The organism is Sulfitobacter alexandrii (assembly GCF_001886735.1).
Lineage (GTDB): Bacteria > Pseudomonadota > Alphaproteobacteria > Rhodobacterales > Rhodobacteraceae > Sulfitobacter > Sulfitobacter alexandrii.
Map to the genome: position 1 here is coordinate 148,663 of NZ_CP018080.1, position 23,970 is coordinate 172,632.

Consider the following 23,970-nt stretch of genomic DNA (forward strand, 5'->3'; position numbering starts at 1 on the left):
CGTTGAAAGCCGCAGGTCAGTATGCCAGCGGCCAGTTGCTCCAGAATTTCTTCTGGTCACGCCAAAGCCCGATGAGCCCATCGGGCTTGAAACGCAGGAACGCGACGATCACGGCCCCGTAGGCCACGCCGCGAATTTCGTAGACGTAAGTGGAATAGAACGCCGACCCCGGCTCGAGGATCAGGTTGAAGAAGATTCGGATCGCCTCCGGCAGGAGGGTCAGAAAGACCGCGCCCAGCACCGCCCCCGCCACCGACCCGAGTCCGCCGAGGATGATGATCGCCAGCGCCTCGATCGACAGGATCAGCGCGAAGACGTCGATGTTGATGAAGCGGATCTGCAGCGACATCAGCCCGCCCGCGATGCCGACGATGAACGACGACGCGACAAAGGCCAGCAGCTTGTAGCGCGTGAGGTCGATGCCCATGGCGCGGGCCGCGATGTCGTGGTCGCGGATCGCGAGCCACGCTCGCCCGATGCGGGTGCGCTGCATGTTCAGCACCATCAGGATCACCGCCACGGCGACCCCCAGCGCGAGGTAATAGAGCGGCGCGCCCTTCTGGACGTTCACGCCAAAGAGCGTCGCCCCGTTCACGAAGATGCCGTTCGGCCCGTGGGTGATCGGCTCGGCGTAAAGGATGACGTGGCTGACGATGAAGGAAAACGCCAGCGTGGTGATGGCGAGGTACAGCCCCTTGAGCCGCAGCGAGGGCACGCCCACCAGCAGGCTGATCAACCCCGCGACCACGCCGCCCGCGGGCAGCGACAGCCAGACCGGCCAGCCGTAATCCGTCAGCAGCACCGCGTTGCCGTAGGCCCCGACGGCGAGGAAGCCCGCCTGCCCGAGCGAGATCAGCCCGGTGGTCCCGGTCAGCAGGTTGAGACCCACCGCCCCCACGACGGCGATCAGCACCGTGACCATCAGGGTCAGCGTGTAGTTCCCCACCAGCAGCGGGGCCAGCAGCAAGGCGATCATCAAAACGGCCAGCCAGCTCAGCGTGACCCGGTTGTCGGTGAGGGCGATAAGCTGCCCGGTGGTTTCCTGGAAGTGACCGGTACGCATGTCAGACCCTCTCGATGTCCTTGTCGCCGAACAGCCCGTAGGGCCTGACCATCAGCACGATGACGATGACGATGAAGCCCGAGATCTCGCGCAATCCCTGGCCGATGTAGCCCTGTGACATCATCTCGATGATGCCGATGACCAGCCCCGCCAGAGCCGACCCGAGGATCGAATCCAGCCCGCCGAGAATGACCGCCGGGAAGGATTTCAGCCCCTGGAACCACAGGTCGGGCGCCAGCTTGAAGTTCATGGCGAAGAGCACCCCCGCCACCGCAGCCAGCGCCGAGGACAGCGCCCAGGCCATCGCGTGGACACCCTTCACCGAGATGCCGACCAGCAGCGCCGCGGTTTCATGCGCCGCGACGGCGCGCATGGCGATCCCGATGCGCGAAAAGCGCAGGAACGCCCAGGCCGCCACCATGCAGATCGCCAGCGCCGCGATGGACATCAGCTGCGCGGCGTAAAACGGCAGGTTGCCGATCATGATCACCTGCGTCGTGACCCCCGCCGTGAGGTTGTGCGGATCCGGTCCCCAGATCATGATCGTGATACCCCGCAGCATGACCGCAAGCCCGATCGTCACCATCACGATGGAAAACACCGGCTCGCCCAGCATCGGGCGGATGAACAGCCGCTCCAGCGTCAGGCCGATCACCATGGCGATGGGAATGGTCAGCAGCATCAGCGGAACGAAGGAAAGATCGAATGTCGTGGTCAGGGTGAACGCGACGTAGGCCGTCAGCATCACCAGCTCGCCATGGGCGAAGTTGACCACGCCCGTGGCCTTGTAGACCAGCGCGAAACCCATCGCGATCAACCCGTAGGAGGCACCGATCACAAGGCCGGTCGACAGCAGGAGCAAGAAGTAGTCCATCAGGCAGCATCCCCGTAGATCGTCTGTATCTCGTCGGCGAACTTGGCCTCGATGGCCTTGCGGCGCACCTTCATGGTCGCCGTCAACTCGCCATCGTCGTGGTCGAGTTCCTTGCGCAGGATCTCGAACTTGCGGATGTTCTCGACCCGGGCAAAGCGGTCGTTGACGCGGGCCACCTCACCCGCGATCAACTCGCGCACCTTGGGGTTCTCGGCCAGCGTGCGGTAGGTCGTGTACTGCACGTCATTGGCCTGCGCCCACTTGCCCGTCGTCTCGAGGTCGATCTGCAACAGGGCCGAGAGAAACTTGCGCCCGTCACCCAGCAGGATCGCCTCGCGGATATAGGGGCTGTCCTTGAGCGCGTTCTCGATCAGGCTGGGGGTGATGTTCTTGCCCCCCGAGGTGATGAGGATGTCCTTCTTGCGGTCCATCACCCGCAACTCGCCGCCGTCCTCGATCTGGACGATGTCGCCGGTGTGCAGCCAGCCATCGGCATAGGCCGCCTCGGTCGCCTCGTCGTTGAAGAGATAGCCCTGAAAACAGGCCTCGCCCCGGATCAGCAGCTCGCCATCCTCGGCCAGTTTCTGTTCGAACACGCCCAGGAGCGGGCCGGAGGTGCCCAGCGAGGTCGCCCCGGGCCGCTGCGAGTGGGAGGCACCGGCACATTCGGTCATGCCATAGATCTGGTAGACCGGCACGCCGAGCGTCCAGAAGAACAGCAGCACCTCCTCGGAAATCGAGGCCCCGCCGCAGAAGGCGGTCCGCACCCGGTTCAGCCCGAGGTATTTCTGCAAGGCACGCAGACACACCAGCCAGAGCAGGCCGAACATCACCCGATCCCCACCGGATGCAAAGCGTCCGCCGTTCGCCAGCCGCCGCCGCGCGATCTGCTTGCCCCGCGCAATGGCAAAGTTGAAGACACGGCGCTGCAGCGGCGTGGTGTCCTGCACGCGGTAGTCGATGCTCTGCTGCATCTTCTCCCAGATGCGCGGCACGCCGAGGAACCCCAGCGGCGCGATCTCGCGCAGGTTGGGCACCACGGTGTCCACGCTTTCGGCGAAGGAGACCGTGCAGCCGGTCACGATCTGCTGGACGAGCGAGAAGCTGCGTTCGGCCACGTGGCACAGCGGCAGGTAGCACAACACAGAATAGCTGCGGGCGTCGAGCCCGTGGATGCGGGCGATGTCGCAGGCGTTGGACAGCATGTTGCGATGGCTCAGCATCGCGCCCTTGGGCATGCCCGTCGTGCCCGAGGTATAGACGATGATCGCGGTATCCTCGGGTTGGCCCGCGTCGATCAGCCGGTCCACCTCGGCACCCAGTTCGGCCTCCCGCTCGCGCCCCAGCGCCAGCAGATCGTCGAAACCCATCAGGCCCTCGCGGGAATAGGCGCGCATGCCCTTCATGTCGACGCAGATGAGCTGTTGAAGGTCCGGCAGCCCACCCTCGTTCGCCTGCGCATCCAGAACCTTGTCGGTCTGTTCCTGGTCACCCGCGACGACGAACCGCGCCTTGGAGTGGCGGACGATATACTGCAGTTCCGGCCAGGGGTTCGTCGGATAGATGCCCAGCCCCGCGCCGCCCAGCATCTGTGCCGCGAGGTCCGAGAAATACCACTGCGGGGTATCGTCGCTGGCAATGGCCAGCCGGTCGCCGGGGCGGAACCCCAGGGCATAGAGACCGATCGCGGTCAGGCGCGCCTGTTCGTAGTAGTCGGCCCAGGTCGTCCGCTGCCAGAGCCCGCGCACCTTTTCGCGCAGGGCAAGGTCGGACCCGTGCAGCCGGGCCCGCTCTCGCAGCACCTGCGGCATGGTCATGCCGGGGATGGCGTCGAGTTTCAGGCTCATGCCGCCCGGCTCCCGCCCAGGTAGGCCTCGATCACCTCCGGGTCGGCCGACACCTCCGCTGGCGTGCCTTCCGCGATCTTAGCGCCATGGTGCATGACGCAAACCCGGTCCGAAATGTCCATCACGATGCCCATGTCGTGTTCGACCATCAGCACGGTCATACCCAGTTCCTCCTTCAGGTCCAGGACGAAGCGCCCGATGTCCTCGCGCTCCTCCTGGTTCATGCCCGACACCATCTCGTCCAGCAGCAGCAGCTTCGGCTCCACCGCCAGCGCGCGGCCCAGCTCCACCCGTTTCTGCTGCCCGTAGGACAGGGTGCCCACGGGCAGGTCGCGCAGGTCCTCGATCTCGAGGAAGTCGATGATCTCTTCCGCCCGCTCGCGCGCCCAGAGTTCCTCGCGGCGCGCGCGGCCCCAGAACACCGCCGCGGACAACGGATCGGTGCGCAGGCGGGAATGAAGGCCGGTCAGGATGTTGTTCACCACGCTCTCGTGCTTGAAAACGGCGAGGTTCTGGAACGTCCGCGCCATGCCGAGCTTTGCCATCGCGTGGGTCGGTGTGCGGGTGATGTCCTGCCCGTCGAACGTGATCCGCCCTGCGCTGACCGGCAGAACCGACGAGATCAGGTTGAACAGTGTCGTCTTGCCCGCGCCGTTCGGCCCGATCAGGCTGTAGATCTGGCCGCGTTCGACGGTCATGTCGATCTCGCTGACCGCGGTCAGGCCGCCGAACCGCTTGGTCACGCCCTCCAGCTTCAGGAAACTCATGACAGCCACCGCTTGCGGCGCTTGTAGTGCTTGACGTCGCGCATCGACCGCCGCTCGCCCTTTGCCATGCCAAGGTAGAATTCCTGCACATCCGCATTGCGGCGCAGATCCTCGGACGCGCCGTCCAGCACGATGCGCCCATTCTCGATGATGTAACCGCGCGATGTCACCTCCAGCGCCAGCTGGGCGTTCTGTTCGACCAGCAGCACGGTCACACCGGCATCGCGGTTCAGCGCCACCACGGCCGAGAAGATGTCCTCGATGATCTGCGGTGCCAGGCCCAGCGAGGGTTCGTCCAGCATCAGCACCTTCGGCTCGGCCATCAGCGCGCGCCCGATGGCGACCATCTGCTGTTCCCCGCCCGACAGGTAGCCCGCGATCTGGTGACGCCGCTCGCGCACCTTGGGAAACAGGTCATAGACCCGCTCGATCCCCTCCTTCGCGGCGGACCTCGACCGGGTGAATCCCCCCATCAGCAGGTTCTCCTCCACCGTCAGGGGGGCAAAGAGCGCGCGGCCCTCGGGCACCTGGATGATGCCGCGCCGCACGATGTCGCGGGGGGCGGACCCGCCCAGTGGCTTGCCGTCAAACATCACCGATCCCGCGACGACCTCGCCATCCTCCTGGGTCAGAACGCCGCTGATCGCCTTGAGAATCGTGGACTTTCCCGCCCCGTTGGAGCCCAGCAGGGCCACCATCGCGCCATCGGGCACGCTCAAGGACACATCGCGCACCGCCTCGATGGCACGATCATAGAGAACCTGAACGTTTCGCAGCTCAAGCATCGGCGGCGCGATCCGCGAAAAGGTGAGGTTGACTTATTTGCGCAGCAAACGCGCGGCCAAGATCTACGCCATGGCACGAATCAGCTACGAAAACTGAAAATTGGCGCATTTTCCCCTCCCTTATACACAAAGCAGCAAGTGGCTTTCATTTTTGACTTGCCGAAGTGCTCACCTTAATGAACTGTATTCATTAATATGATGCGGCAACCGGCTGTCAACGGTTTTCCGCGCAGCGAAGGGAGGCCCCCATGACCGAAACCGCCAAAGACCACGTCACCACGGAAGAGGTGCGGCCCGGCATCCTGCGCCTGACGCTGGCGCAGGGCGCCCGGATGAACACGCTCACCTGGGAAATGCTCGACAGCCTGCTCGCCACCTTCCGAAGCCTGCGTGCCGACCCGCCGCGCGCGCTGATCGTGACCGGGCAGGACCGTGTCTTTTGCGGCGGCGCGCACCTCAAGTATTTCGTCGATCCGGAGTCGGGGCTGGCGGACAACCCCCGCGCCGCCCGCGACCCCTACGTGCACCGCATCCTCGAAGTCTTCGACACGGTGCAATGGCTTCCCTGTCCGACCATCGCCGCCATCAACGGTCATGCGCTGGGGGGCGGCATGGAACTCGCGCTCGCCTGCGACTTCCGGCTGATGTCCGCCTCCGCCCGGATCGGCCAACCCGAGGTGCGGCACGGACTCGTGCCGGGGGGCAACGGCATACAGCAGCTCATCCGCCTGATCGGGCGCGAAGCCGCGCTCGACATGCTGATGTCGGGCGATGCCCTCGACGGAGAGGCGGCGCTGGCGCGGGGCCTCGTGAGCCGCGTGGTCGCACCCGACGCGCTGGCGGCCGAGGCCGAAACCTTCGCCGCGCGTTTCCTCATGTGCGGCCCCGATGCCGTGGCCCTGACCAAGCGCGCCGCCCTGCGCGCCGCCGACGTGCCGCTGGCCGAGGCCAACCGCATCGCGCTCGACGCGGTCTTCGACGCCTTCTCCAACCCCGAATCGCGCGAAGGCATCACCGCCTTCGTAGAGAAGCGCAAACCTTCCTACTACGTGGCGGACGAATGACCGCCCGGGCGCCCCGCACCGCACGATTGTCGCGCGAGGTCCGCGAGGCGCAGATCCTCGCCGCCGCAACCGAGGAATTCCGCCTTGCCGGTTTCGACGGCGCGTCGATGTCCTCCATCGCTGCCCGCGCCGGCATGGTCGAAGGCAGCATCTACCGCTTCTTCGACGGCAAGGCAGCGCTTCTGACACGTACCATCGAAACATGGTACGAAGGCATGCTGCACAGCTATGCGCAGGAACTGGCGGGGATCGAGGGCACCCGCCCGCGCCTGCGTTTCATGGTCTGGCGCCACCTGCAGACCGTCTTCGAGGAGCCGGAACTCTGCCGGCTGATGTTCAACCACGTGCGCGGCAGCGCAGGCTACCGCGACACGCAGGTCTATCGGCTGAACAGCCTTTATACCGCCCGCACGCTGGAGATCATCCGCGACGGCATCGCCGCCGGTGAAATCCGCGCAGGCGACGACCTGCGGCTGGTGCGCGACCTGATATACGGGGGCGTCGAACATGCCATCTGGGGTTACCTCTGGGGCGGCGGTACACTGGACCCGGATGCGCTGGCCGATGCGATGGTGGAGATCGTGATGGGCGGCATCGCGGCGCCGGATCCGGTGGCGGCACGGCTGTCGGCACTGGCCGAGTCGCTGGAGAGACACTGAACCGCGATCGGGGAGGAAAGCGGATGCTGGAAGGAACTTCGGGTAGCGGCAAGGCGAGCGTCTTCGACCTGTTCCGCGCGACCGTGCGGCGGTCGCCGGACAAGGTGGCGATCACCTCGCTTGCGGGCGATGTCACCTACCGCGCGCTTGAAGGTCGCGTGCTTGCGCTGGCCGGCGCGCTGGCCACGCGGGGATTGCAGGCGGGCGACCGGGTGGCGCTGCTGTCGGAGAACCGGCAGGAGTACGCCGAGCTCGAACTCGCCGCCGCCGCGCTCGGCCTGATCGTCGCCTGCCAGAACTGGCGGTTGGAGCGGGCCGAGCTGACCCATTGCATCCAGCTGGTCGAACCCGCACTCGTCATCGCCTCCGCCCGCCATGCCTCAGCCTATGCCGAGACCGGCCATGACGCGCCCCTGCTGGTGATCGAGGACGACTGGCCCGCCCTGACCGCGCACGACCCCCTGCCCGCGCTGCCGCAGGTCGACCCCGAGGCCGGGCTCATCATCCTCTATACCTCCGGCACCACCGGCCTGCCCAAGGGCGCGCTCATCAGCCACCGGGCCGAGATCGCGCGCATGTGCGCCTACCGCATGGATCTGAACGTCACGCCCGAGGACGACTTCATCGCCTGGGCGCCGATGTTCCATATGGGCTCGACCGACCAAGTGCTGGCGACGCTGATGATGGGTGCCTGTGTGCACATCCTCGACGGCTACGACGCGCGCGCCATCGTCGACATTATGGCGCGCCAGACGCTGGGCTGGCTGCTGCTGATGCCCGGCACGATCGAGCCGGTGGTGGAGATCCTGCGCGCCGAGCGCCCGCAGGTCGCCGGCGTGCGCGCCATCGGCGCGATGATCGACCTCGTGCCGCGCGATCTCGCCGCCGACCTCGCGCGGCTGTCGGGGTCGGGCTACCTCAACAGCTTCGGCTCGACCGAGACCGGTCTGCCGCCCGGATCGGCGCGCACCATGACGCCGGAGGAACTGTTGCAGGGCAACCTGTCCAAACGCCTGTCGATGCTGGTGGACGCGATCCTCGTGGACGCGGAGGGCAACGAGGTCCCCGACGGCACGCCCGGAGAGATGGCGGTGCGCGGCCCGACGATCTTTTCCGGCTATTGGAACGCGCCAGAGACCAACGCCAAGGATTTCCGCGGCGGACGGTTCCGCATGGGCGACATGTTCGTCCGCCACGCCGACGGCACCTTCGATTTCGTGGACCGCGCCAAGTACATGATCAAGTCCGGCGGCGAGAACATCTATCCCGCCGAGATCGAGCGCGTGCTGCTGGCCGACCCGCGCATCCGCGACGCGGTCATCGTGCGCAAGGCGGACGCCCACTGGGGCGAGGTGCCGGTCGCCTTCGTCGCGCGCAAGGGCAGCGATCTGGACGAAGCGGGGATCGAGGCGCTCTGCCGCGTCGAACTCGCCGGGTACAAGCGCCCGAAGGAGGTGCATTTCGTCGACTACGACGACCTGCCACGCTTCACCACCGGCAAGATCATGCGGCATGAACTGGAGGCGCGGCTGCGCGACGGCGCCTTCAGTGCACCGCCGCGAACATGATCTGCTCCTCGGTCGCCTCCAGCGGATCGAACTCCTCCACCACCCGACCCGCGCGGCAGACGAGGATGCGGTCCGAGATCGACATGATCTCGGGCAGGTAGGAGGAGATCACCACCACCGCCAGCCCCTCGTCCGCCAGCCGGTTGATCAGCTGGTGGATCTCCGCGATGGCGCCCACGTCCACGCCGCGCGTCGGTTCGTCGAAGATCACGATGCGCGGTCGCTGCGCCAGCGACTTGGCGATCACCACCTTCTGCTGGTTGCCGCCCGACAATTCGATCACCCGCGCATCGCTGTCGATGGCCTTGATGTTCAGCTGCTTCGTCCATTCCGCCGCCAGCGCCGACATTTCGCTGCGCGTCACCACCGCGGCCTTGTTCAGCCCCGCCGTCTGCACCCCCATGGAGATGTTCTCGGCGATCGACATGGTCTCGAAGAAGCCCTCGGCCTTGCGGTCCTCGGTGACGTAGACGATCCCGTCCTCCATCGCGCTGCGCGGCACGCGGTAGCGGACGGACCGGTCGTCGAGCCAGATTTCCCCGCCGTTGAGGAAGTTGCGCTTGACCACGCCCGCGATGATCTTGGCGACCTCGGTGCGGCCCGACCCGATCAGCCCGAACATGCCGGTGATCTGGCCCGAGTACACCGAGAAGGAAGTGTTGCGCACGATGGTGCCCATCGACACGTTCTGCACCGACAGCACCCGTTCCTGCCCCTGCCGGACCGACCGGCGCTTGACCCCGTGTGTCGAATTCTCGATCGACCGGCCGACCATCGCCTTGATGATCCGGTCGCGGTCAAAACTCTTGGCCGGCGCCGTCTCGATCAGCGCGCCGTCGCGCAGGACGGTGATGTTGTCGCCGATCTGCAGCGCCTCTTCCAGCGCGTGCGAGATGAAGATGATCGATACGCCGCGTTCCTTCAGCCGTGCGACCAGCGAGAAGAAGTGGTGCTTTTCCTCCGGCGTGAGCGCGGCGGTCGGTTCGTCGAAGATGATGATCCGCACGTTCTTACGCACCGCGCGGGCGATCTCCACCATCTGCTTGTGCGCGGCGCCAAGGCTGCTGACCGTCGCGGTCGGGTTCACGTTGAAGTTCAACGACTGAAGGAAGGTCTGCGCCGCGATGTTCAGCCCCCGGATGCGGTTGAACAGCTTCTCGTCACCCAGGTAGAGATTCTGCGCCACGGTCATCGATGGCACGAGGCTGGTTTCCTGGAAGACCATCGCCACCCCGTGTTCCAGCGCCTCGGCCGGCGTCTGGAAGTTGACCGGCTTGCCGTCGAGGAGTATCTCCCCCCGCGTCGCCTGCGTCACGCCGCACATCATCTTGGTCAGCGTCGACTTCCCCGCGCCGTTCTCTCCCAGAAGGGCGTGGACCTCGCCCTGTTGCAGGCGGAAATCCACGTCCGTGATGGCCGGAACGCCCCGGTATTCCTTGGTGACGTTGCGCATTTCCAGCAAGGCGCTCATACCCCGGCCCTCCCCTTCGTCATGTCCAGCGCGAGGATCACGTCGCCGCCCTTTGACGCGGCGTAGACGCGCCCGCCCGCCTCGACCACGCTGGTGATCCCGTGCCGCCGCCCGTCCGCGCGGCTGTGCTGGCTGAAGAGCGGGTGCAGTTTCTCGTCCAGCCGGATCACCAGCCCGTAGGACTGCGTCGGCGCCCAGGGTTTCACCACGCCCAGATGCTTCTGCGCACCGCCCTGCAAGGGGCGCATGAAGCTGTCGGTCGCCTCCAGCGCGGGGGCGGCCCAGAAGGCCGGGTCGATCTCGGCCATCATCCGGGCGCGAAAGGCAGGTTCGCGCAGGATGAACTCCGTCAGCTGGTTGCGCGGCGCGAAGACCGCCAGCCACCAGCCGCCGTCCCCGCTCGGCGCGATGCGCGCGGGGTAGCCAGGCAGGTCGGCCAGCGGATAGGTGACGCTGCCATCCGGGCAGCGCAGGGAAACGCGGTGCCGCCACGCCTCCGTCAGGATCAGCCCCTGCGGCGACAGCCCCAGCCCGAAGGGCCAGGCAAGCGCGTCCATGACCCGCTCGGCCTTGCCGCCCGCGAGGTCCACCCGCCAGACGCTGCCCGATGCGCCCCGGCTCATCAGGTCATGCTTCCAGTGGTCGGGCGCGCGATCCTGCGAGCCGTTCGCGATCCACAGCGTTCCGGCCCCGTCGAAGAGCAGCGCGGTCGGGCAAGGGTATGGCCCGCCCGGCACCCCGCCCGCATGCGGCCCGCCGACGATCCGCACCCCGCCGTCGTTCAGCCCCACGGCCAGCACTTCCTCCGGCCCCGCCGCCAGCGCGCTCACGTCGCTGTCGAAGCGGTGCACCTCCGTCCCGTCGAGCGCGTGCACCGCAGGCCCGGCGGCATAGAGAACCCGCTCCCCCGCCACCGCCAGCACATCCGGCGCGCGCACCTCGCGCACCGCCTCCGCCCGGTCGAGCAACTGGTTCGGCCGCAGCGCCCCGTCCAGCGAGGGCACGGTCACCGCCGCCTCCCCGCTGCCCCGGATATGGTCGAGCCGGCGTTTCAGAAAAGCGATCATGACTTCTTGCCCCAATAGGAGTCGTAGGAGGTCCACTCCGGGTCCGCCCCCGGGATGCGGTAGCGCCCGACGCGGTTGTTGTAGATCCCGCCGAGGTAGAGGTACCCCTTGTGCTCGCGGATCGAGGTGATCATCGGATGCGCTTCGCCGCCGAGATCCCAGAGCACGTCCAGCACGTTGCCCTCGGCATCGAACTTGATGACGCAGCCGGTGTTCATGTTCGGGTACAGCCAGTCGTCCCGCGCCACCGCCTGCACCATCCGGCGGCGGAAGCCCGGCATCTCCTGCGCGAGGTCGAAGACCGGAGAGCGCATCCCGCAGAGCGCGCACCAGTAGGTCCCGTCCGAGGCGCGGTTGATGTTGTCGGGATAGCCCGGCAGGTTGTCGATCACGACCTCGGTCTGGCCCTTTTTCGGCCCGTCGAACCAGTAGCGGGTGATCCGGCAACCCCATGTCTCGGCGTAAAGCAGCGACTGGCCTTCGAACTCCACGCAGATGCCGTTGGGCAACTGCTTGTTCGGCACGACGGTGCGCGATGTGTCGGTCCTGGGGTCGTAGCAGATGATCCGGCCGTTGCCCCGGGCCTCCAGCGCGTCGACCATCCAGTCGTACATCTCGTAGCGCACCGTCGCCTCGGAGAAGAACACGCGGCCGTCCGGAGCGATGTCGAGGTCGTCGGCCAGCCGCAACCGGCTGTCATCGACGATGGAGGTCCAGGTGCGGTTGGTCTCGTCCGACAGCTTGGTCACGGTCCGGTCCGGCGCAATCCTGAACAGCCCCATGCCACCGACGCAGACATGCAGGTTATCCTCCGCGTCGAAGGCCATGCCCAGCGGGTGCCCGCCGATATGGGCGAAGACCTCAACCTGTTTGTAATCCGGCGCGAGGATGCGCATCACGTCGCCGTGGCGGCTGCCGCAGTACATGTTGTCCTCGCGGTCGAAGATCATGTCCTCCGGCCCGTCGAGCTCGCCCAGGCCGATGGCCTCGACCCCGCGCAGCCGGTCGTTCAGGGCATAGTCGCTGCCCGAGCCCTGCGCCGTCTCCGGCAGAGGCGGCAGCTTAAAGAAGGTGGGCGAGACATAGGCCCGCGCCAGCACCTTGTGTCGGTTCTTGACCCAGCGCACGTCGATGGCCACCGCCGCCAGCAGCACGCAGCCGAGGATCAGCGAGGAGGTGCCCGACAGGAACCCCATCTGGATCAGGCTGTTCTGCACCAGCAGGATGATGAGCGTCCCGAGGGCCGCCTTCACCACCGACCCGCGCCCGCCGCCGAGGCTGATGCCGCCCAGCACCACGGCGGTCAGGATCGTGACCTCGAGCCCCCGGCCCACGTCCGCGCTCGCGCTCGACAGGCGCGCAGCGTAGAAACAGGCCGCCAGCCCGCAGAGCGCGCCCGACAGGACGTAGGTCAGGCAGACCGTCCGCTTCACCTTGATGCCTGCGTTGAAGGCCGAGCGACGCGAGCCGCCCACCGCCATGACGTGCCAGCCGAAGCGCAGCCGCGTCAGCGTGACATGCGCCGCGATGGCCACCGCGATGGCCGCCAGCAGGCTTGCCGGGATCCCAAAGAAGGATCCGAGCGCCATGAACTCCCAGACGGTCGACATGTTGAACCCGCGTCCGATGATCATGGCGTAGTCCAGCAGCAGCATGTCCACCACCGCGCGCACGATGATCAGCATGACCAGCGTGGTCAAAAAGGCGCGCAACCGCAGGTAGCCGATGAGGATGCCGTTGATCAGCCCGACGAGCGCGCCGACGGCCACGACCAGCACCATGCCAAGGGCGATGTTCCATTCAAGGTAGTTGATCAGTGACAGGGCGACGAAGTTGCACAGCGCAAAGATCGACCCCACCGACAGGTCGATGCCGCCCGCCATCATCACCACGGTCAGCCCGATGGCGATGAACAGGTATTCCCCGTAGATGCGCCCGATGTCCGACAGGTTCGCCGCCGACAGGAAGGTCGGCATCTGCGTGCCGAAGACCACCAGCACGACGGCGAGAAAGAAGGCCGGTATCAGCGTGTCGATCCAGTTCTTCGACAGGATCTCGCCGATGGCCTTGTCGGGGACGTAACGATAACGCCACCGGATCATGCTCTCGGAAAGGGACATCTTCTGCAACTCCAGGAAACGAGATAGGCACGGCCCGCCGCAGCGGACCGCGCGGTGTCACGGGCGGGTCAGCCGCCGTTGGCCTTCAACTCGTCCAGCGTCCAGCACGAGGAAGCGGTCATGTTCTCCTTCGTGATGTACTTGAGCGGCGTGTAGAGCGCGAAGGGCGCGGACCCCGGCTCGGGATCGGTCTGCAGCAGGATCTTCACCGCCGAGTTCAGGTCACGCGCCTGTCCGGGCACGTCGTAGCTGTAGTAGGCGTCGAAGTTGCCGTTCTCGATGTTGTCGCAGGCCGCCGACTGGTTGCCGCCGCCCGAGGTGACAAGGAACACCTGGTCCTGCACCCCGGCCTCGCGGATCGCCGCCGCGGTGCCGATGTCCTGCCCGTCCCAGAGCCCGAGGATCCCACAAAGATCCGGGTGCTGCTTGAGAATGGTCGAGGTGATGGCCTGCGCCTTGGACGCATCCCAGTCCGCCGCCTGCGTGGCGACGACCTCGATCTCGGGATGCTGATCGAAGACGTCCTGCGCCCCCTGCCCCGAGATCGTGGCGGTCGGCGTCGCCAGCATGCCCTGCACGAAGGCGATCTTGCCGTTCCCGCCCGAGCCTTCGCCGCAGGCATCGACCACGGCCTGCGCCTGCTTCTGGCCCATCTCGTACCAGTCGGTCCCGACATAGACATCGCCATTGGTCACCGACTTCAGGTTGACCTGGATCACGTTGATGCCCGATGCCATCGCCTTCTGCACCGTCCGGTTATAGGCCTGCATGTCCAGCGGATGCAGGATCAGCACGTCCGGCTGCTCCGCGATCAGCCCGTTTGCCGCCTGCACGCCGGCCTCGGTGTTCCAGTTCGGGTCGCGGATCGTGACCTCGTATCCCAGCGCCTCGGCCTGGTTCTGCAGGCCCGCGTTCCAGCCCTCGGTCAGGTCGAAGCCCATCGACAGCGGCACGAAGCCGACCTTCTTGCCGGTCAGCTTTTCGTAGTAGGTCTTGGACTGTCCGTCGTCGAAGGGCTCCGCCAGCGATGCGGTCGCGAGACCGGCGATGGCTGTTGCCACGGCGGCAGCGGCCGCCAGGATCTTTCTCGTCTTCATGGTCATTCCTCCTCGTTGACCCGTTCTTGTTATGACCGCGCGTCAGATGTCGCCGTGCTGCGCGGTCTGCTCATCCCTCGGGTTCAGCATCGTGTCGATCACGATGGCGGCCAGAAGGATCACGCTCTTGAAGATGTTCTGGGTGGTGTAACCCAGGTTCATGATGGTCATGCCGTTCAGCAGGATGCCGATCAGGATGGTGCCCACGATCACGTTGCGCACCCCGCCCTTGCCGCCCGACAGGCCGATGCCCCCCAGCACCACGACGAGGATCACGTCGTAGACCTGCGTCGACAGCGCCAGCCGCGTGTTCATCGAGGTCACGGCAGTCGCGACAACGATGCCCGCCACGACGGCGATCACCGCGATCAGCACGTATTGCGCGAGGATCACCGGCCGCGCCGGCACCCCCGTGATGCGCGCCGTGGCGACGTTGTTGCCGATGGCATAGACGTAGCGCCCGACCTTGGTGAACTTCAGGAACAATGCGGCCACCAGCGCCACCAGCGCAAAGGCGATCACCGGGTTCGGGATCCCCGCGACCTGCCCGCTGCCGATCCGGTAGAACCAGCTTTCCCCCTGCGGCAGATAGACGACGTCCTGCCCGATCATGAAGGACTTACCGAAGCCGTAGACCACGATCCCCATTGCCAGGGTGGCAAAGATCGCGGGCACCTCGACATAGGCGATCAGGAAACCGTTCACGAGCCCGACGATCACGGCGAACCCGAAAGCCAGCGCCACGGCGAGCCAGAGGTGCGTGCCGTCGTTCACCATGACCAGCATCCATGCGACCGAGATCACCATGGTCGAGACCATCGACAGGTCGATCCCCCGCCCGATGATGCCGATCGCCATGCCGATCCCGAGGATGCCGAGGATCGACACGTTCTGGATCAGCGACAGGATGTTGGCGCCGCCCAGGAATCCCGGCAGCCCGATGGCGAAACCCACGAACAGCAGCACGGCGATCACGCCGACGATGCGCTCCTGGTTCAGGCCTTTCAGCATGGTGGTCACAGCGGATACCCGACCGGCTGTCCGTCGATCATGCGCTCGATGTACTCGGTCATGCCGTAGCCTTCGCGCCCGTCCCAGGTGAAACGGGAATACCCTTCGGCGATGCGCGAGATCAGCACCTCGTCCTCGACCTTGCGCCGATTGCGCAGGGGCGCCAGCGTCAGCACCTCGACGTCGATGATCGCCCGGCGTTTCGCCGTGGCGACCCCCAGCTTCACCCGTGCGGGGTCCTGCTGCTCAGTCCAGTCGGTGATGATGTTGAGGTCGGTGATCTCCTCGTAGTCGCCGTTAACCAGCAGCACGCCGGGCCGCCGGGTCTTGCCCTCGGCATCCGTGATCCGCAGCAGCATGAAACCGTCGCCGTTCTCGAAATTGCCGATGAACAGCCGGTAGTAATGGATCGCCTGCCAGTAGCGCGGTCCCCAGCTGTGGTCGCGCCAGCCGCGCCCGTCGATCTGCCAGCTTTCATCGCCCACCCGGACAAGCCCCGTCACGCGCCCGTGCTGGTTGAAATGCCCGCGCGAGAAATCGCGGCCGTACATCGTCTCCGTCACGTCGTCCTGCGGCTCTCCGCCGTGGACGGGCGAGGACGCGCGATGCTCGAACCGCACCTCGGCACCGGCGCGCGGCCCTTCCGCGAACAGCTTCTGCGGTTCGCGCAGGTCATCGGGGTTCTCGACGATGATGACCTCGCCCTCGAAGCGCATGTTCATCGCCTTGAACGGCTCGACCACCTCGTAGGACAACCCGCCCGCGTCGAAGGCCTCGTTGTGGCTGATCGGCGGACGCTGGAACTGGCAGGCGACCCGGCCGTCCGGCAGGTAGAGGCAGACCGACAACTCGGCCCGGCCCTCGTTCACCCGGTTGCCCAGCCGCATCCAGCCACCGACGCGCTGCCGGAAGTCGAAGCCGTTGACGTAGACGCTTTCATTGAAGTTAGAAACCGCGTCTGGGGTGTGCGGGTATTCGTCCTCGGGCCGCATCAGGAAGGTGTCGTCTTTCATTGCTCGGTCTCCTTTTCTCGCGTTGCTGCCCGCTTCAGCTCGGCCCGGGCCAGCGCCTCGCGGTGCACCTCGTCCGGCCCGTCGCCGATCCGCAGGAAGCGTGTCTCGGCGAAGGCGGCGGCGAGGAAGAAATCCTCCGACAGGCCGCCGCCGCCGTGCACCTGGATCGCCCGATCGATGATCTGGCCGGTCACGGTGGGCACGAATATCTTGGCCATCGCGATCTCGTTGCGCGCCGCCTTGTTGCCGTGGCGGTCCATCGCCCAGGCCGCCTTCAGCGTCATCAGCCGCGCCGCCTCAAGCTCGGTCCGGCACTGGCCGATCACCTGCCGCACGCCGCCCATCTCGGACAGGCGGCTGCCGAATGCGGTGCGGCTGGCGGCCCGCGCGCACATCTCCTCGATGGCGCGCTCGGCCAGCCCGATGAAGCGCATGCAGTGATGGATGCGTCCCGGCCCGAGCCTGCCCTGCGCGATCTCGAAGCCGCGCCCCTCGCCCAGCAGCATGTTGTCTGCCCCCACCCGCGCGCCGTCAAAGACGACCTCGGCATGGCCCAATGGCGGATGCTGGAAGCCGTAGACCGACAGCGGGCGTTCGACCGTCACGCCGGGCGTGTCCATCGGGACAAGGATCATCGACTGCTGCTGGTGCTTCGGCGCGTCGGGGTCGTTCTTGCCCATGACGATGGCGACCTTGCAGTCCTCGGCCATGGCGCCGGTGATCCACCACTTGCGGCCCGTTACCACATAGCCGTCGCCGTCCCGCTCGATCCGGGTCTCGACGTTGGTGGCGTCCGACGAGGCGACCGCGGGCTCCGTCATGGCAAAGCAGGACCGGATCTCCGCCGCCAGCAGCGGTTTCAGCCAGCGTTCCTTCTGCGCCTCCGTGCCGTAGGTGGCGAGAATCTCCATGTTGCCCACGTCGGGCGCGTTGCAGTTGAAGATCTCGGGTGCCGCCAGCGACCGCCCGAGGATCTCGCACAGGTGCGTGTACTGGTAGTTCGACAGCCCCTGCCCTTCCGGGCCGTGATGATAGAACAGGTTCCACAGCCCCTGCGCCCGCGCCTTCTCCTGCAACGCACGCATCAGCGGCGTGTGGCGCCAGCGGTTCTCCACCCGGCCCTCGTCCAGCAGTTCGCCTTCGTTGGGATAGACATGCTCCGCCATGAAGGCGGTCAGCTTGTCCTTCAGATCGCGTGTCTTGTCGTCGAGTTCTGCAAACATGGCCTGCCTTACGTGTTCAGTTTCTCGCGCTTGATGGTGATGCCGGCGGCCTCGCGGTCCCAGGTGTCGGGGGTCAGCCCGGCCTCGCGCAGTTCGACCTTGCGGATCTTCGCGGTCGGCGTGCGCGGCAGTTCGGGAACGAAGCGCAGGTAGCGGGGCACCATGAAATGCGCCATGCGGGGGCGCAGAAACTCGATCAGGTCGGCGGGGTCCAGCACCTCTCCGGCACGCAGGGCGACGATGCCCATGACCTCGTCCTCGGCCACCTCGCTCCTGACCGCGACGACGGCGGCCTCCTGCACCGCCGGATGCGCCGCGATCTCGCTCTCCACCTCGAAGGAAGAGATGTTCTCGCCCCGCCGGCGGATCGCGTCCTTTATCCGGTCGCAGAAATAGAAGTTGCCGTCGGCATCCTTGCGGAACCCGTCGCCGGTGTGGAACCAGCCGTTGCGCCACGCCTCGGCCGTCGCCTCCGGGTTGGCGGCATAGCCGTGGTTCATCGCCCAGGGACAGTCGGTGCGCACGATCAGCTCGCCCATCTCGCCCACCGGCACCTCGCAGTCGTTGGCATCGACGATGCGCACCTCGACCCCCTTGCGCGGCCGCCCGGCGCTGCCCATCGCGGTCGGGTTCGGGTCCGACACGATCGGCATGGAGATTTCGGTCATGTTGAAATGCGTGTGCACGTCGGTGGCGAAACGTTCGTGGAACCGCACCGCGCTTTCGTTCATCGGCACGTAGGTGCAGCTGCGCAGACTGTGGTCGCGGTCGTCGTCGCGCACCGGTTGCTTGATGAGGAAGCTGCCCATCACCCCCAGCAGGATCGCGGTGGTGATACCCGTCTCGCGCACGACATCCCAGAAAGCGTCGGTCTTGAAGCTTTCGACCATCGCGATCGACCCGCCGTGGATCAGCATCGCCGTCACCGGCATCACCCCGCCCGAATGGAACAGCGGCAGGTTGATCATGTAGCGGTCGTCGGCATCGAGAAACGGCGCCGACAGCGCCATGAAGTAGAGATGGCAGTAGGAGGACATGACCCCCTTCGACGGCCCCGTGGTGCCCGAGGTAAAGATGATCGACTGCAACTCGCGCGGGTGCATCGGTTCGTCCAGCGGGATCGGATCTTTCGCCTCGCTCTCCAGTACCTCCGCGCCGTGGACGGTCAGCCCCGGCAAGGCGCAGGGTGTGCCCATCAGCACCACGACCTCCGCCACCTGCCCCGGCGTCACGTCGCCAAGGTGCGGCGCAAGCTCCGCGTGGACGATGGCCAGCCGCGCCTCGGACAAGGTGGCGGCATGGGCCAGAAGGGTGCCGCGGTAGGCGGTGTTCATCGGCACGAAGACGGCACCGAGGTAGTTCAGCCCGAACCAGACCCGCAGCGCCTCGGCGCAGTTGGGCATCCAGACCAGCACCCGGTCGCCGCGTTTCACCCCCAGTGCGCGGAGGGCATGAGCGGTGCGGATGGTCAGCGCCAGCGTCTCGGCATAGGTCCATGTGCCACCATCCGGCCAGACGGCAAAGACCTTGTCGGGTTGCGTAGCGGCGTGCCGTTCCAGCAGGTGCCGCTGGATGCAGTCTTCCGCCGCCGGCATCCGGGGATCGACGTGAACGCTCATGTCCCGCTCTCCTTTCCGCTGGCCCCGCCCTTCGCGATCTCGGCGAAGGAGGGGCGGTGCGTCAGTTTCATGTCCTCGCGCAGCTCGTCGTGCATGTGGCGGCGCAGCCGGGCGACGGCGGCCTCGGCCCCCGCGCCCTCGGCCATCCAGCCCAGCAGCCGCTCCGATATCTGCCGGTCCAGTTCCGCAGCCTCGGCCAGCAAAGCCGTGCTTTGTGGCACCTCGACCGTGCCCGTGACTGCCCCGGAGCCGCCCGCCAGCGCCTCCGCCTCGGCCAGTGCCGCCCGCTTGGCCGCGATCTGGCCCGCGATCTGCACGCCGTCCCAGTCCAGCCGCGCGCCGTAGTTGTTCAGCAGGTCGATCACCCCCAGCGCCTGACCGCGGGCGTATCCGTCACCGACATGCGGGATCACGTCGTCGCGCAGCGTCTCCACGATCCCCTGCATCATCCGCGCCACCGAAGGTTTCATGCCGCCGCCTCCAATGCCCGTTCCACCTGCAAAAGAAGGCGCGGTATCTGCGCCCCCATCCCGGCCATCCGCATGTCGTTGAACCCCCGCCGGTTGAAGCAGTCGAAGGCGCCGAGGTGCATCACAGCCAGCTTGAACGTCCCGAACGCCTCGAAATAGGCCAGCCGCTTCGGCGCAACCTCCAGCCCCGTGCGCGCGACGTAACGGTCGACCAGCTCCTCCCGCGTGAGCAGGTGGCACATGTACTGCGACTTCCCCCGCCATGCCCGCAGGCAGGTCCAGCCCAAGTCCTCCAGCGGGTCGCCCAGATGCACCGTCTCCCAGTCGAGGAACGCCTGAATGTCGCCGTCCACCTCAAGGAAGTTGCCGATGCGGAAATCGCCGTGGATCACGCTGATCCGCTCCGCTTCGGGCGCATGTTCGCGGAACCATTCCGCCGCCCATTCCAGCATCGGGATGCGTTGGTCCGACCACTCGTGCATCCGCGCGACCCAGTGGTCGATCTGGCGCACCGTCGCGTTCCGAGCCGTCACGCCGGGGTCGAGGTCGGCCACCGGGGTGCTGCGCCAGTCAAAATTGTGCAGATCACCAAGGATGTCGAAGAACTGGTGCCCCAGCCGCTTGCGCATCACCTCGTCGAAGGCCGGGCCGCCGTCCGCCGTCCACGGGATCGGCACCTCGCCCGCCACCCGGTCGCAGATGAAGAAGGGCGCACCGAAGACCGCGCCGCTGTCGTCGTACCAGTAGACTCCCGGCACCGGCAGCCCGGCCTCCTTCAACGCGCCCAGCACCACGAACTCCGGCTTGGCCCGGTAGGGGCCGAAGATGCCGTTCGGCGGGCCGACGCGCAGGATCAGCTCTCGCGTCTCGCCTCCCCAACGGGCGGTGAACCCGTAAGTCACCCACGAGAAGCCGACGGTGAAGCGGTTGAGCCGGCCCACCTCCACCGGTCCACCAGTGCGGCGTTCGAGAAAGTCGGTCAGCTCCCCCTGCACACGCGCGCTGTCGAAAGGGTCGAAGGGCCGAATATCGTTGAGCGTATCAGCCATCGGCCTGCCCCGTCAGCCGCCGCAGGTCCACCCAGATCACCCGCAGCATCTCGATCACCATCAAGCCGAAGGCGAAGGGCACGAAGATCACCACCGGCCAAAGCGGCCAGAATCCGGTGCCCACCTGCATCTGCCGCCCCGTCTGAATCGCATCCACCGCGAACCAGAACACGAACCACACCAGCACGGCGTAGATCGCCAGTTCCACCAGCAGCACGAAGACCGACACCGCCGCGGCACCGCGCGCCGGCAGGGAATCGGCCAGCAGTTCCAGCCGGGGGAACAACGATTCGCGGTGCGCCGCGGGCAGCGCCCAGAACACCAGCAGCGGAAAGATCACCCGCTCGATGATGTTGTAGGCGCCCGGGATCAGGTCGGTGTGCAACACGTAGCGCCCGACCACGCTGGCGACCGAGATCAGCATCATCAGCGTCAGGGCCGTGCCCGCGCCGATGGCGGCGAGGCGATGCTCGAAAAGACCGAGGGATGAACGGAAACTCATGACGACACCCTCACATCAGCCCGGGCAGCCAGGTCACGATGCCCGGCAGCAGGATCATCACCAGCCCGCAGACCAGCGCCGCCAGCAGCGCGAAGGGAAAGGCACCCCGGAACACCGGGCCCACGGGCACCTTGCCCGCCGCGGCGGCGGCATAGACGGCCAGCCCCACCGGCGGCGTCAGCAGCCCGACCGATATCATCAGCATCGCCATCACCCCGAACCACAGCGGGTCGATCTGCGCGGCGTCGATGATCGGCATCAGGATGGGCACCATCAGCACGATGACTGCCGCGCTTTCGAGAAACATGCCCGCGACGAAGATGATGGCCAGCAGCAGCGCGATCAGCAGGCTGGGCTGCGCCAGCAGAGGCTCCGTGACTTCCAGCAGCATCCGCGGCACACGCGAAAAGGACAGGAAGCGGGCGAAGATCTGCGCGCCGATCACCAGCATCATCAGCATGGCGGTGACCTTGACGCTTTCGGCCAGCGCCTCGCCGAAGCCCGCCAGTGTGACGCGGCGCATCGCGAACATGCCGACGACCGACAGGAAGGCCCCCAGCGCACCCGCCTCGCCCACCGTGACGATCCCGCCGTAGATCGTGCCGAATACCGTGACCATCAGGAAGACGACGAAGCCCGTCGCGGTCAGCGTCCGCCCTGTCACCCGGTCGTCCACAGCCTCGCCCCCCGCCTTCATGCCGTCCACCGCGCCGGGCTGGACACGCGCGAAAAGCCGCAGGCACAGCATGTAGACCAGGATGCAGACCAGCGCCGGCCCCAGCGCCCCGATGAACATGTGCCCGATCGGCACCAGCGTGAGCGAGCCGTAGATGATGAAGACGATGCTGGGCGGAATGATCGCGGACAGCGACCCCGACACGGCGGCCAGCGAGACGGAGAAGGCGCGCGTATAGCCGACCCGCTCCAGCTCCGGCCCCGCGAGAGAGGCAAGCGCCGCCGACGAGGCCGAGGCCGACCCAGAAACGGCGCCCAGCATCCCGCCCGTGATCAGCGTGGCGACCCCCAGCGGATAGCGCCGGTAGCCCACGATCCGGTGTCCAACGCGGAACAAGTCGAGGATGACACCGCCCCGCACCAGCATCTGCGCCATCAGAAGGTACAGCGGGATGATCGACAGCGAGTAGGTCGAGGTGGTGTAGAAGACGTCGCCGCCGATGATCCCCGACAGCACCCGGAACCCGTCGGTCCAGAGAACGATGCCGACGATACCGGCGCCCAGGAGGCAACTTGCCACCGCCTGCCCCAGCACGAGGAAGGCAAGGAACCAGCCCAGCACGAACCATATGATGACGACTTGGGACATCTCTGCTCAGGTGTTCGGGGTGCAGGAGTGGCGGGCGCGGGATGCGCCCGCCGGTGCGATCACTCGGCCAGGTACTCGGCCACGCCCTCGGGCAGGCTGCCGCCCTCGGCCTGGATCAGTTCGGCATAGAGCCTTGCCGTGGCGCGCGCGGGATGGCCCGCGGCCTCGGTCTTCTCGATCCAGTCGACCCATGTCTGCCGCCCGGCTTCGGCGATATGGTCCTGCATCTCCTGCGACAGGTCGTTGATCGACACGAAGCTGCCGCCGTCGTCGGCTTCGGAAGTCTCTTGCACCGAAACCCCGTTCTCGACCCACTTGTCCGCGTTGGTCAGCGCGATCTCGCGCGCTGTCTCGTCAAAGAGCTTCCGGTTCTCCTCGCTCATCTCGTTCCAGGCCTGGTCGGAAATGGCGAGGTAGCTTTCCCAGTGCCCGATCGACAGGTTCACGATGGAATGGCGCAGCAGTTCCTGGATCGAATAGGACGGCCAGTCCGAGATCGAGATGATGATCCCGTCGATGGTCTTTCGAGACAGCGCCTCGTAGGCCTGCGGGCCGGGCAGGGTCACGGGCGTGGCACCAAGGTTCTCCAGCACGATGGTATGCAGCGCCGATCCCGCGCGCAGCGGCGTGCCGGTAAAGTCGGCAGGCTCCGCCAGCACCTTCTCGGTGGTCGAGATGGAGTAGGGTCCGGTGGCCCCCAGCGCCCAGACGCGGATGTTCTTGTCGGTGATCTCGTACTCGTAGAAGGTCTTGCCGTCCGCCAGTTCCACATCGGAGTCGAGCAGCGCCTGGAAAGCGCGCGTCACCATCGGGGAGTCGGTGCCGTAGGTCGGCAGTTGGGTCACGTCCGACAGCGGGAAACGGCCCTCGTGGTAGGGTGCCAGCAGCGGCGAGGCAATGTCGATCACACCTGTCTGCAGGCTGTCCAGCGACCGGCCCACGCCGGCCAGCTCGCCACCGTAGAACTTGGTAAAGGTCACCTCACCACCGGTCTTCTCCTCCATCGCGGCGGCAAAGGGTTCCATGTGCCAGGCGGTCCACATATGCGGCTGGCCGAGCCCGGTGGACATGGTGAAGTTCTGTGCCAGCGCCGGGGCCGCAAGGGCGCCGAACGCCGCGAGTCCCAGGCCGAATGTCCTGTTGATGAATGTCATGTCGCTCCTCCCAAAGCAGATCAGAGCGGTCCTTCCCCCATCTTTCCGGGCGCCAAGGCGACACCCGTGGGCATTATTGAGTCCCACTCATTAATTGAAAGGCTAAGTCAGCGTCTGCCGATTCGTAAACAAAAAAATGAATGTCGAATCAAAATTCATTTTTCATTGACGGGACGGGCCCGACCGGTGTAGCGAGTTCTCATGAACCAGGCCCTTCACACCC

21 protein-coding genes are annotated in these 23,970 nt (G+C 66.4%); 3 read left to right on the forward strand and 18 right to left on the reverse strand.

What is annotated here, in order from left to right; translation table 11 throughout:
* Positions 1-16: 16 nt before the first annotated feature.
* The 5 genes from BOO69_RS20855 to BOO69_RS20875 are packed head-to-tail and all read right to left on the reverse strand — an operon-like array spanning position 17 to position 5,336.
* Complete coding sequence (locus BOO69_RS20855; protein ID WP_071974288.1) at positions 17-1,063, reverse strand: branched-chain amino acid ABC transporter permease; 1,047 nt, start codon at positions 1,061-1,063, stop codon at positions 17-19.
* 1 nt (position 1,064) lies between these two features.
* Positions 1,065-1,937, reverse strand: a complete 873-nt coding sequence (locus BOO69_RS20860) for a branched-chain amino acid ABC transporter permease (protein WP_071974289.1) — start codon at positions 1,935-1,937, stop codon at positions 1,065-1,067.
* The gene (locus BOO69_RS20865; RefSeq protein WP_071974290.1) at positions 1,937-3,784 is read right to left on the reverse strand and encodes an AMP-dependent synthetase/ligase; all 1,848 of its coding nucleotides are present in this window, start codon (positions 3,782-3,784) and stop codon (positions 1,937-1,939) included. Before BOO69_RS20865 ends, BOO69_RS20860 begins: the two co-directional genes overlap by 1 nt.
* A complete protein-coding gene (locus BOO69_RS20870) occupies positions 3,781-4,551 on the reverse strand; it encodes an ABC transporter ATP-binding protein (protein WP_071974291.1) in 771 nt (256 codons plus the stop codon). Before BOO69_RS20870 ends, BOO69_RS20865 begins: the two co-directional genes overlap by 4 nt.
* Positions 4,548-5,336, reverse strand: coding sequence for an ABC transporter ATP-binding protein (locus BOO69_RS20875; protein WP_071974292.1), 789 nt, complete (start codon positions 5,334-5,336; stop codon positions 4,548-4,550). Before BOO69_RS20875 ends, BOO69_RS20870 begins: the two co-directional genes overlap by 4 nt.
* A gap of 248 nt (positions 5,337-5,584) precedes the next feature.
* Between BOO69_RS20875 and BOO69_RS20880 the strand changes: the two genes are divergently transcribed.
* From BOO69_RS20880 to BOO69_RS20890, 3 genes are read left to right on the forward strand one after another with little or no spacing between them, the layout of a single operon-like run.
* Positions 5,585-6,400 (forward strand): enoyl-CoA hydratase/isomerase family protein, encoded by an 816-nt coding sequence (locus BOO69_RS20880; RefSeq protein ID WP_071974293.1) that lies wholly within the window; start codon positions 5,585-5,587, stop codon positions 6,398-6,400.
* On the forward strand, positions 6,397-7,059 hold the full coding sequence (locus BOO69_RS20885; protein ID WP_083545789.1) for a TetR/AcrR family transcriptional regulator: 663 nt from the start codon (positions 6,397-6,399) through the stop codon (positions 7,057-7,059). Before BOO69_RS20880 ends, BOO69_RS20885 begins: the two co-directional genes overlap by 4 nt.
* A gap of 23 nt (positions 7,060-7,082) precedes the next feature.
* Complete coding sequence (locus BOO69_RS20890) at positions 7,083-8,627, forward strand: class I adenylate-forming enzyme family protein (protein ID WP_071974295.1); 1,545 nt, start codon at positions 7,083-7,085, stop codon at positions 8,625-8,627.
* On the opposite strand, the gene BOO69_RS20895 is transcribed toward BOO69_RS20890, so the two are convergent.
* From BOO69_RS20895 to dctP, 13 genes are all read right to left on the reverse strand, one after another.
* The gene (locus BOO69_RS20895; protein ID WP_071974296.1) at positions 8,605-10,098 is read right to left on the reverse strand and encodes a sugar ABC transporter ATP-binding protein; all 1,494 of its coding nucleotides are present in this window, start codon (positions 10,096-10,098) and stop codon (positions 8,605-8,607) included. The genes BOO69_RS20890 and BOO69_RS20895 overlap by 23 nt on opposite strands.
* A complete protein-coding gene (locus BOO69_RS20900; RefSeq protein ID WP_071974297.1) occupies positions 10,095-11,165 on the reverse strand; it encodes an NHL repeat-containing protein in 1,071 nt (356 codons plus the stop codon). The genes BOO69_RS20895 and BOO69_RS20900 overlap by 4 nt, the downstream gene beginning before the upstream one ends.
* Complete coding sequence (locus BOO69_RS20905) at positions 11,162-13,285, reverse strand: ABC transporter permease (protein ID WP_071974298.1); 2,124 nt, start codon at positions 13,283-13,285, stop codon at positions 11,162-11,164. The genes BOO69_RS20900 and BOO69_RS20905 overlap by 4 nt, the downstream gene beginning before the upstream one ends.
* A 68-nt stretch (positions 13,286-13,353) precedes the next feature.
* Positions 13,354-14,382: a sugar ABC transporter substrate-binding protein gene (locus tag BOO69_RS20910; protein ID WP_071974347.1), complete on the reverse strand. Its 1,029-nt coding sequence runs from the start codon at positions 14,380-14,382 to the stop codon at positions 13,354-13,356.
* Between the two features lie 42 nt (positions 14,383-14,424).
* Positions 14,425-15,393 carry an ABC transporter permease gene (locus tag BOO69_RS20915; protein WP_071974348.1) on the reverse strand — a complete coding sequence of 323 codons (969 nt, stop codon included), beginning with the start codon at positions 15,391-15,393 and terminating at the stop codon, positions 14,425-14,427.
* 5 nt (positions 15,394-15,398) lie between these two features.
* A complete protein-coding gene (locus tag BOO69_RS20920; protein ID WP_071974299.1) occupies positions 15,399-16,406 on the reverse strand; it encodes a DUF7064 domain-containing protein in 1,008 nt (335 codons plus the stop codon).
* Positions 16,403-17,629, reverse strand: coding sequence for an acyl-CoA dehydrogenase family protein (locus BOO69_RS20925; protein ID WP_071974300.1), 1,227 nt, complete (start codon positions 17,627-17,629; stop codon positions 16,403-16,405). Before BOO69_RS20925 ends, BOO69_RS20920 begins: the two co-directional genes overlap by 4 nt.
* 8 nt (positions 17,630-17,637) lie before the next feature.
* Positions 17,638-19,248, reverse strand: a complete 1,611-nt coding sequence (locus BOO69_RS20930) for an AMP-binding protein (protein ID WP_071974301.1) — start codon at positions 19,246-19,248, stop codon at positions 17,638-17,640.
* On the reverse strand, positions 19,245-19,718 hold the full coding sequence (locus tag BOO69_RS20935) for a hypothetical protein (RefSeq protein ID WP_071974302.1): 474 nt from the start codon (positions 19,716-19,718) through the stop codon (positions 19,245-19,247). The genes BOO69_RS20930 and BOO69_RS20935 overlap by 4 nt, the downstream gene beginning before the upstream one ends.
* On the reverse strand, positions 19,715-20,767 hold the full coding sequence (locus BOO69_RS20940) for a phosphotransferase family protein (RefSeq protein WP_071974303.1): 1,053 nt from the start codon (positions 20,765-20,767) through the stop codon (positions 19,715-19,717). The genes BOO69_RS20935 and BOO69_RS20940 overlap by 4 nt, the downstream gene beginning before the upstream one ends.
* Positions 20,760-21,269, reverse strand: a complete 510-nt coding sequence (locus BOO69_RS20945) for a TRAP transporter small permease (protein WP_071974304.1) — start codon at positions 21,267-21,269, stop codon at positions 20,760-20,762. Before BOO69_RS20945 ends, BOO69_RS20940 begins: the two co-directional genes overlap by 8 nt.
* A gap of 10 nt (positions 21,270-21,279) precedes the next feature.
* Positions 21,280-22,593, reverse strand: coding sequence for a TRAP transporter large permease (locus BOO69_RS20950; protein ID WP_071974305.1), 1,314 nt, complete (start codon positions 22,591-22,593; stop codon positions 21,280-21,282).
* Between the two features lie 59 nt (positions 22,594-22,652).
* On the reverse strand, positions 22,653-23,747 hold the full coding sequence (gene dctP / locus BOO69_RS20955; RefSeq protein ID WP_071974306.1) for a TRAP transporter substrate-binding protein DctP: 1,095 nt from the start codon (positions 23,745-23,747) through the stop codon (positions 22,653-22,655).
* Positions 23,748-23,970: the final 223 nt, after the last annotated feature.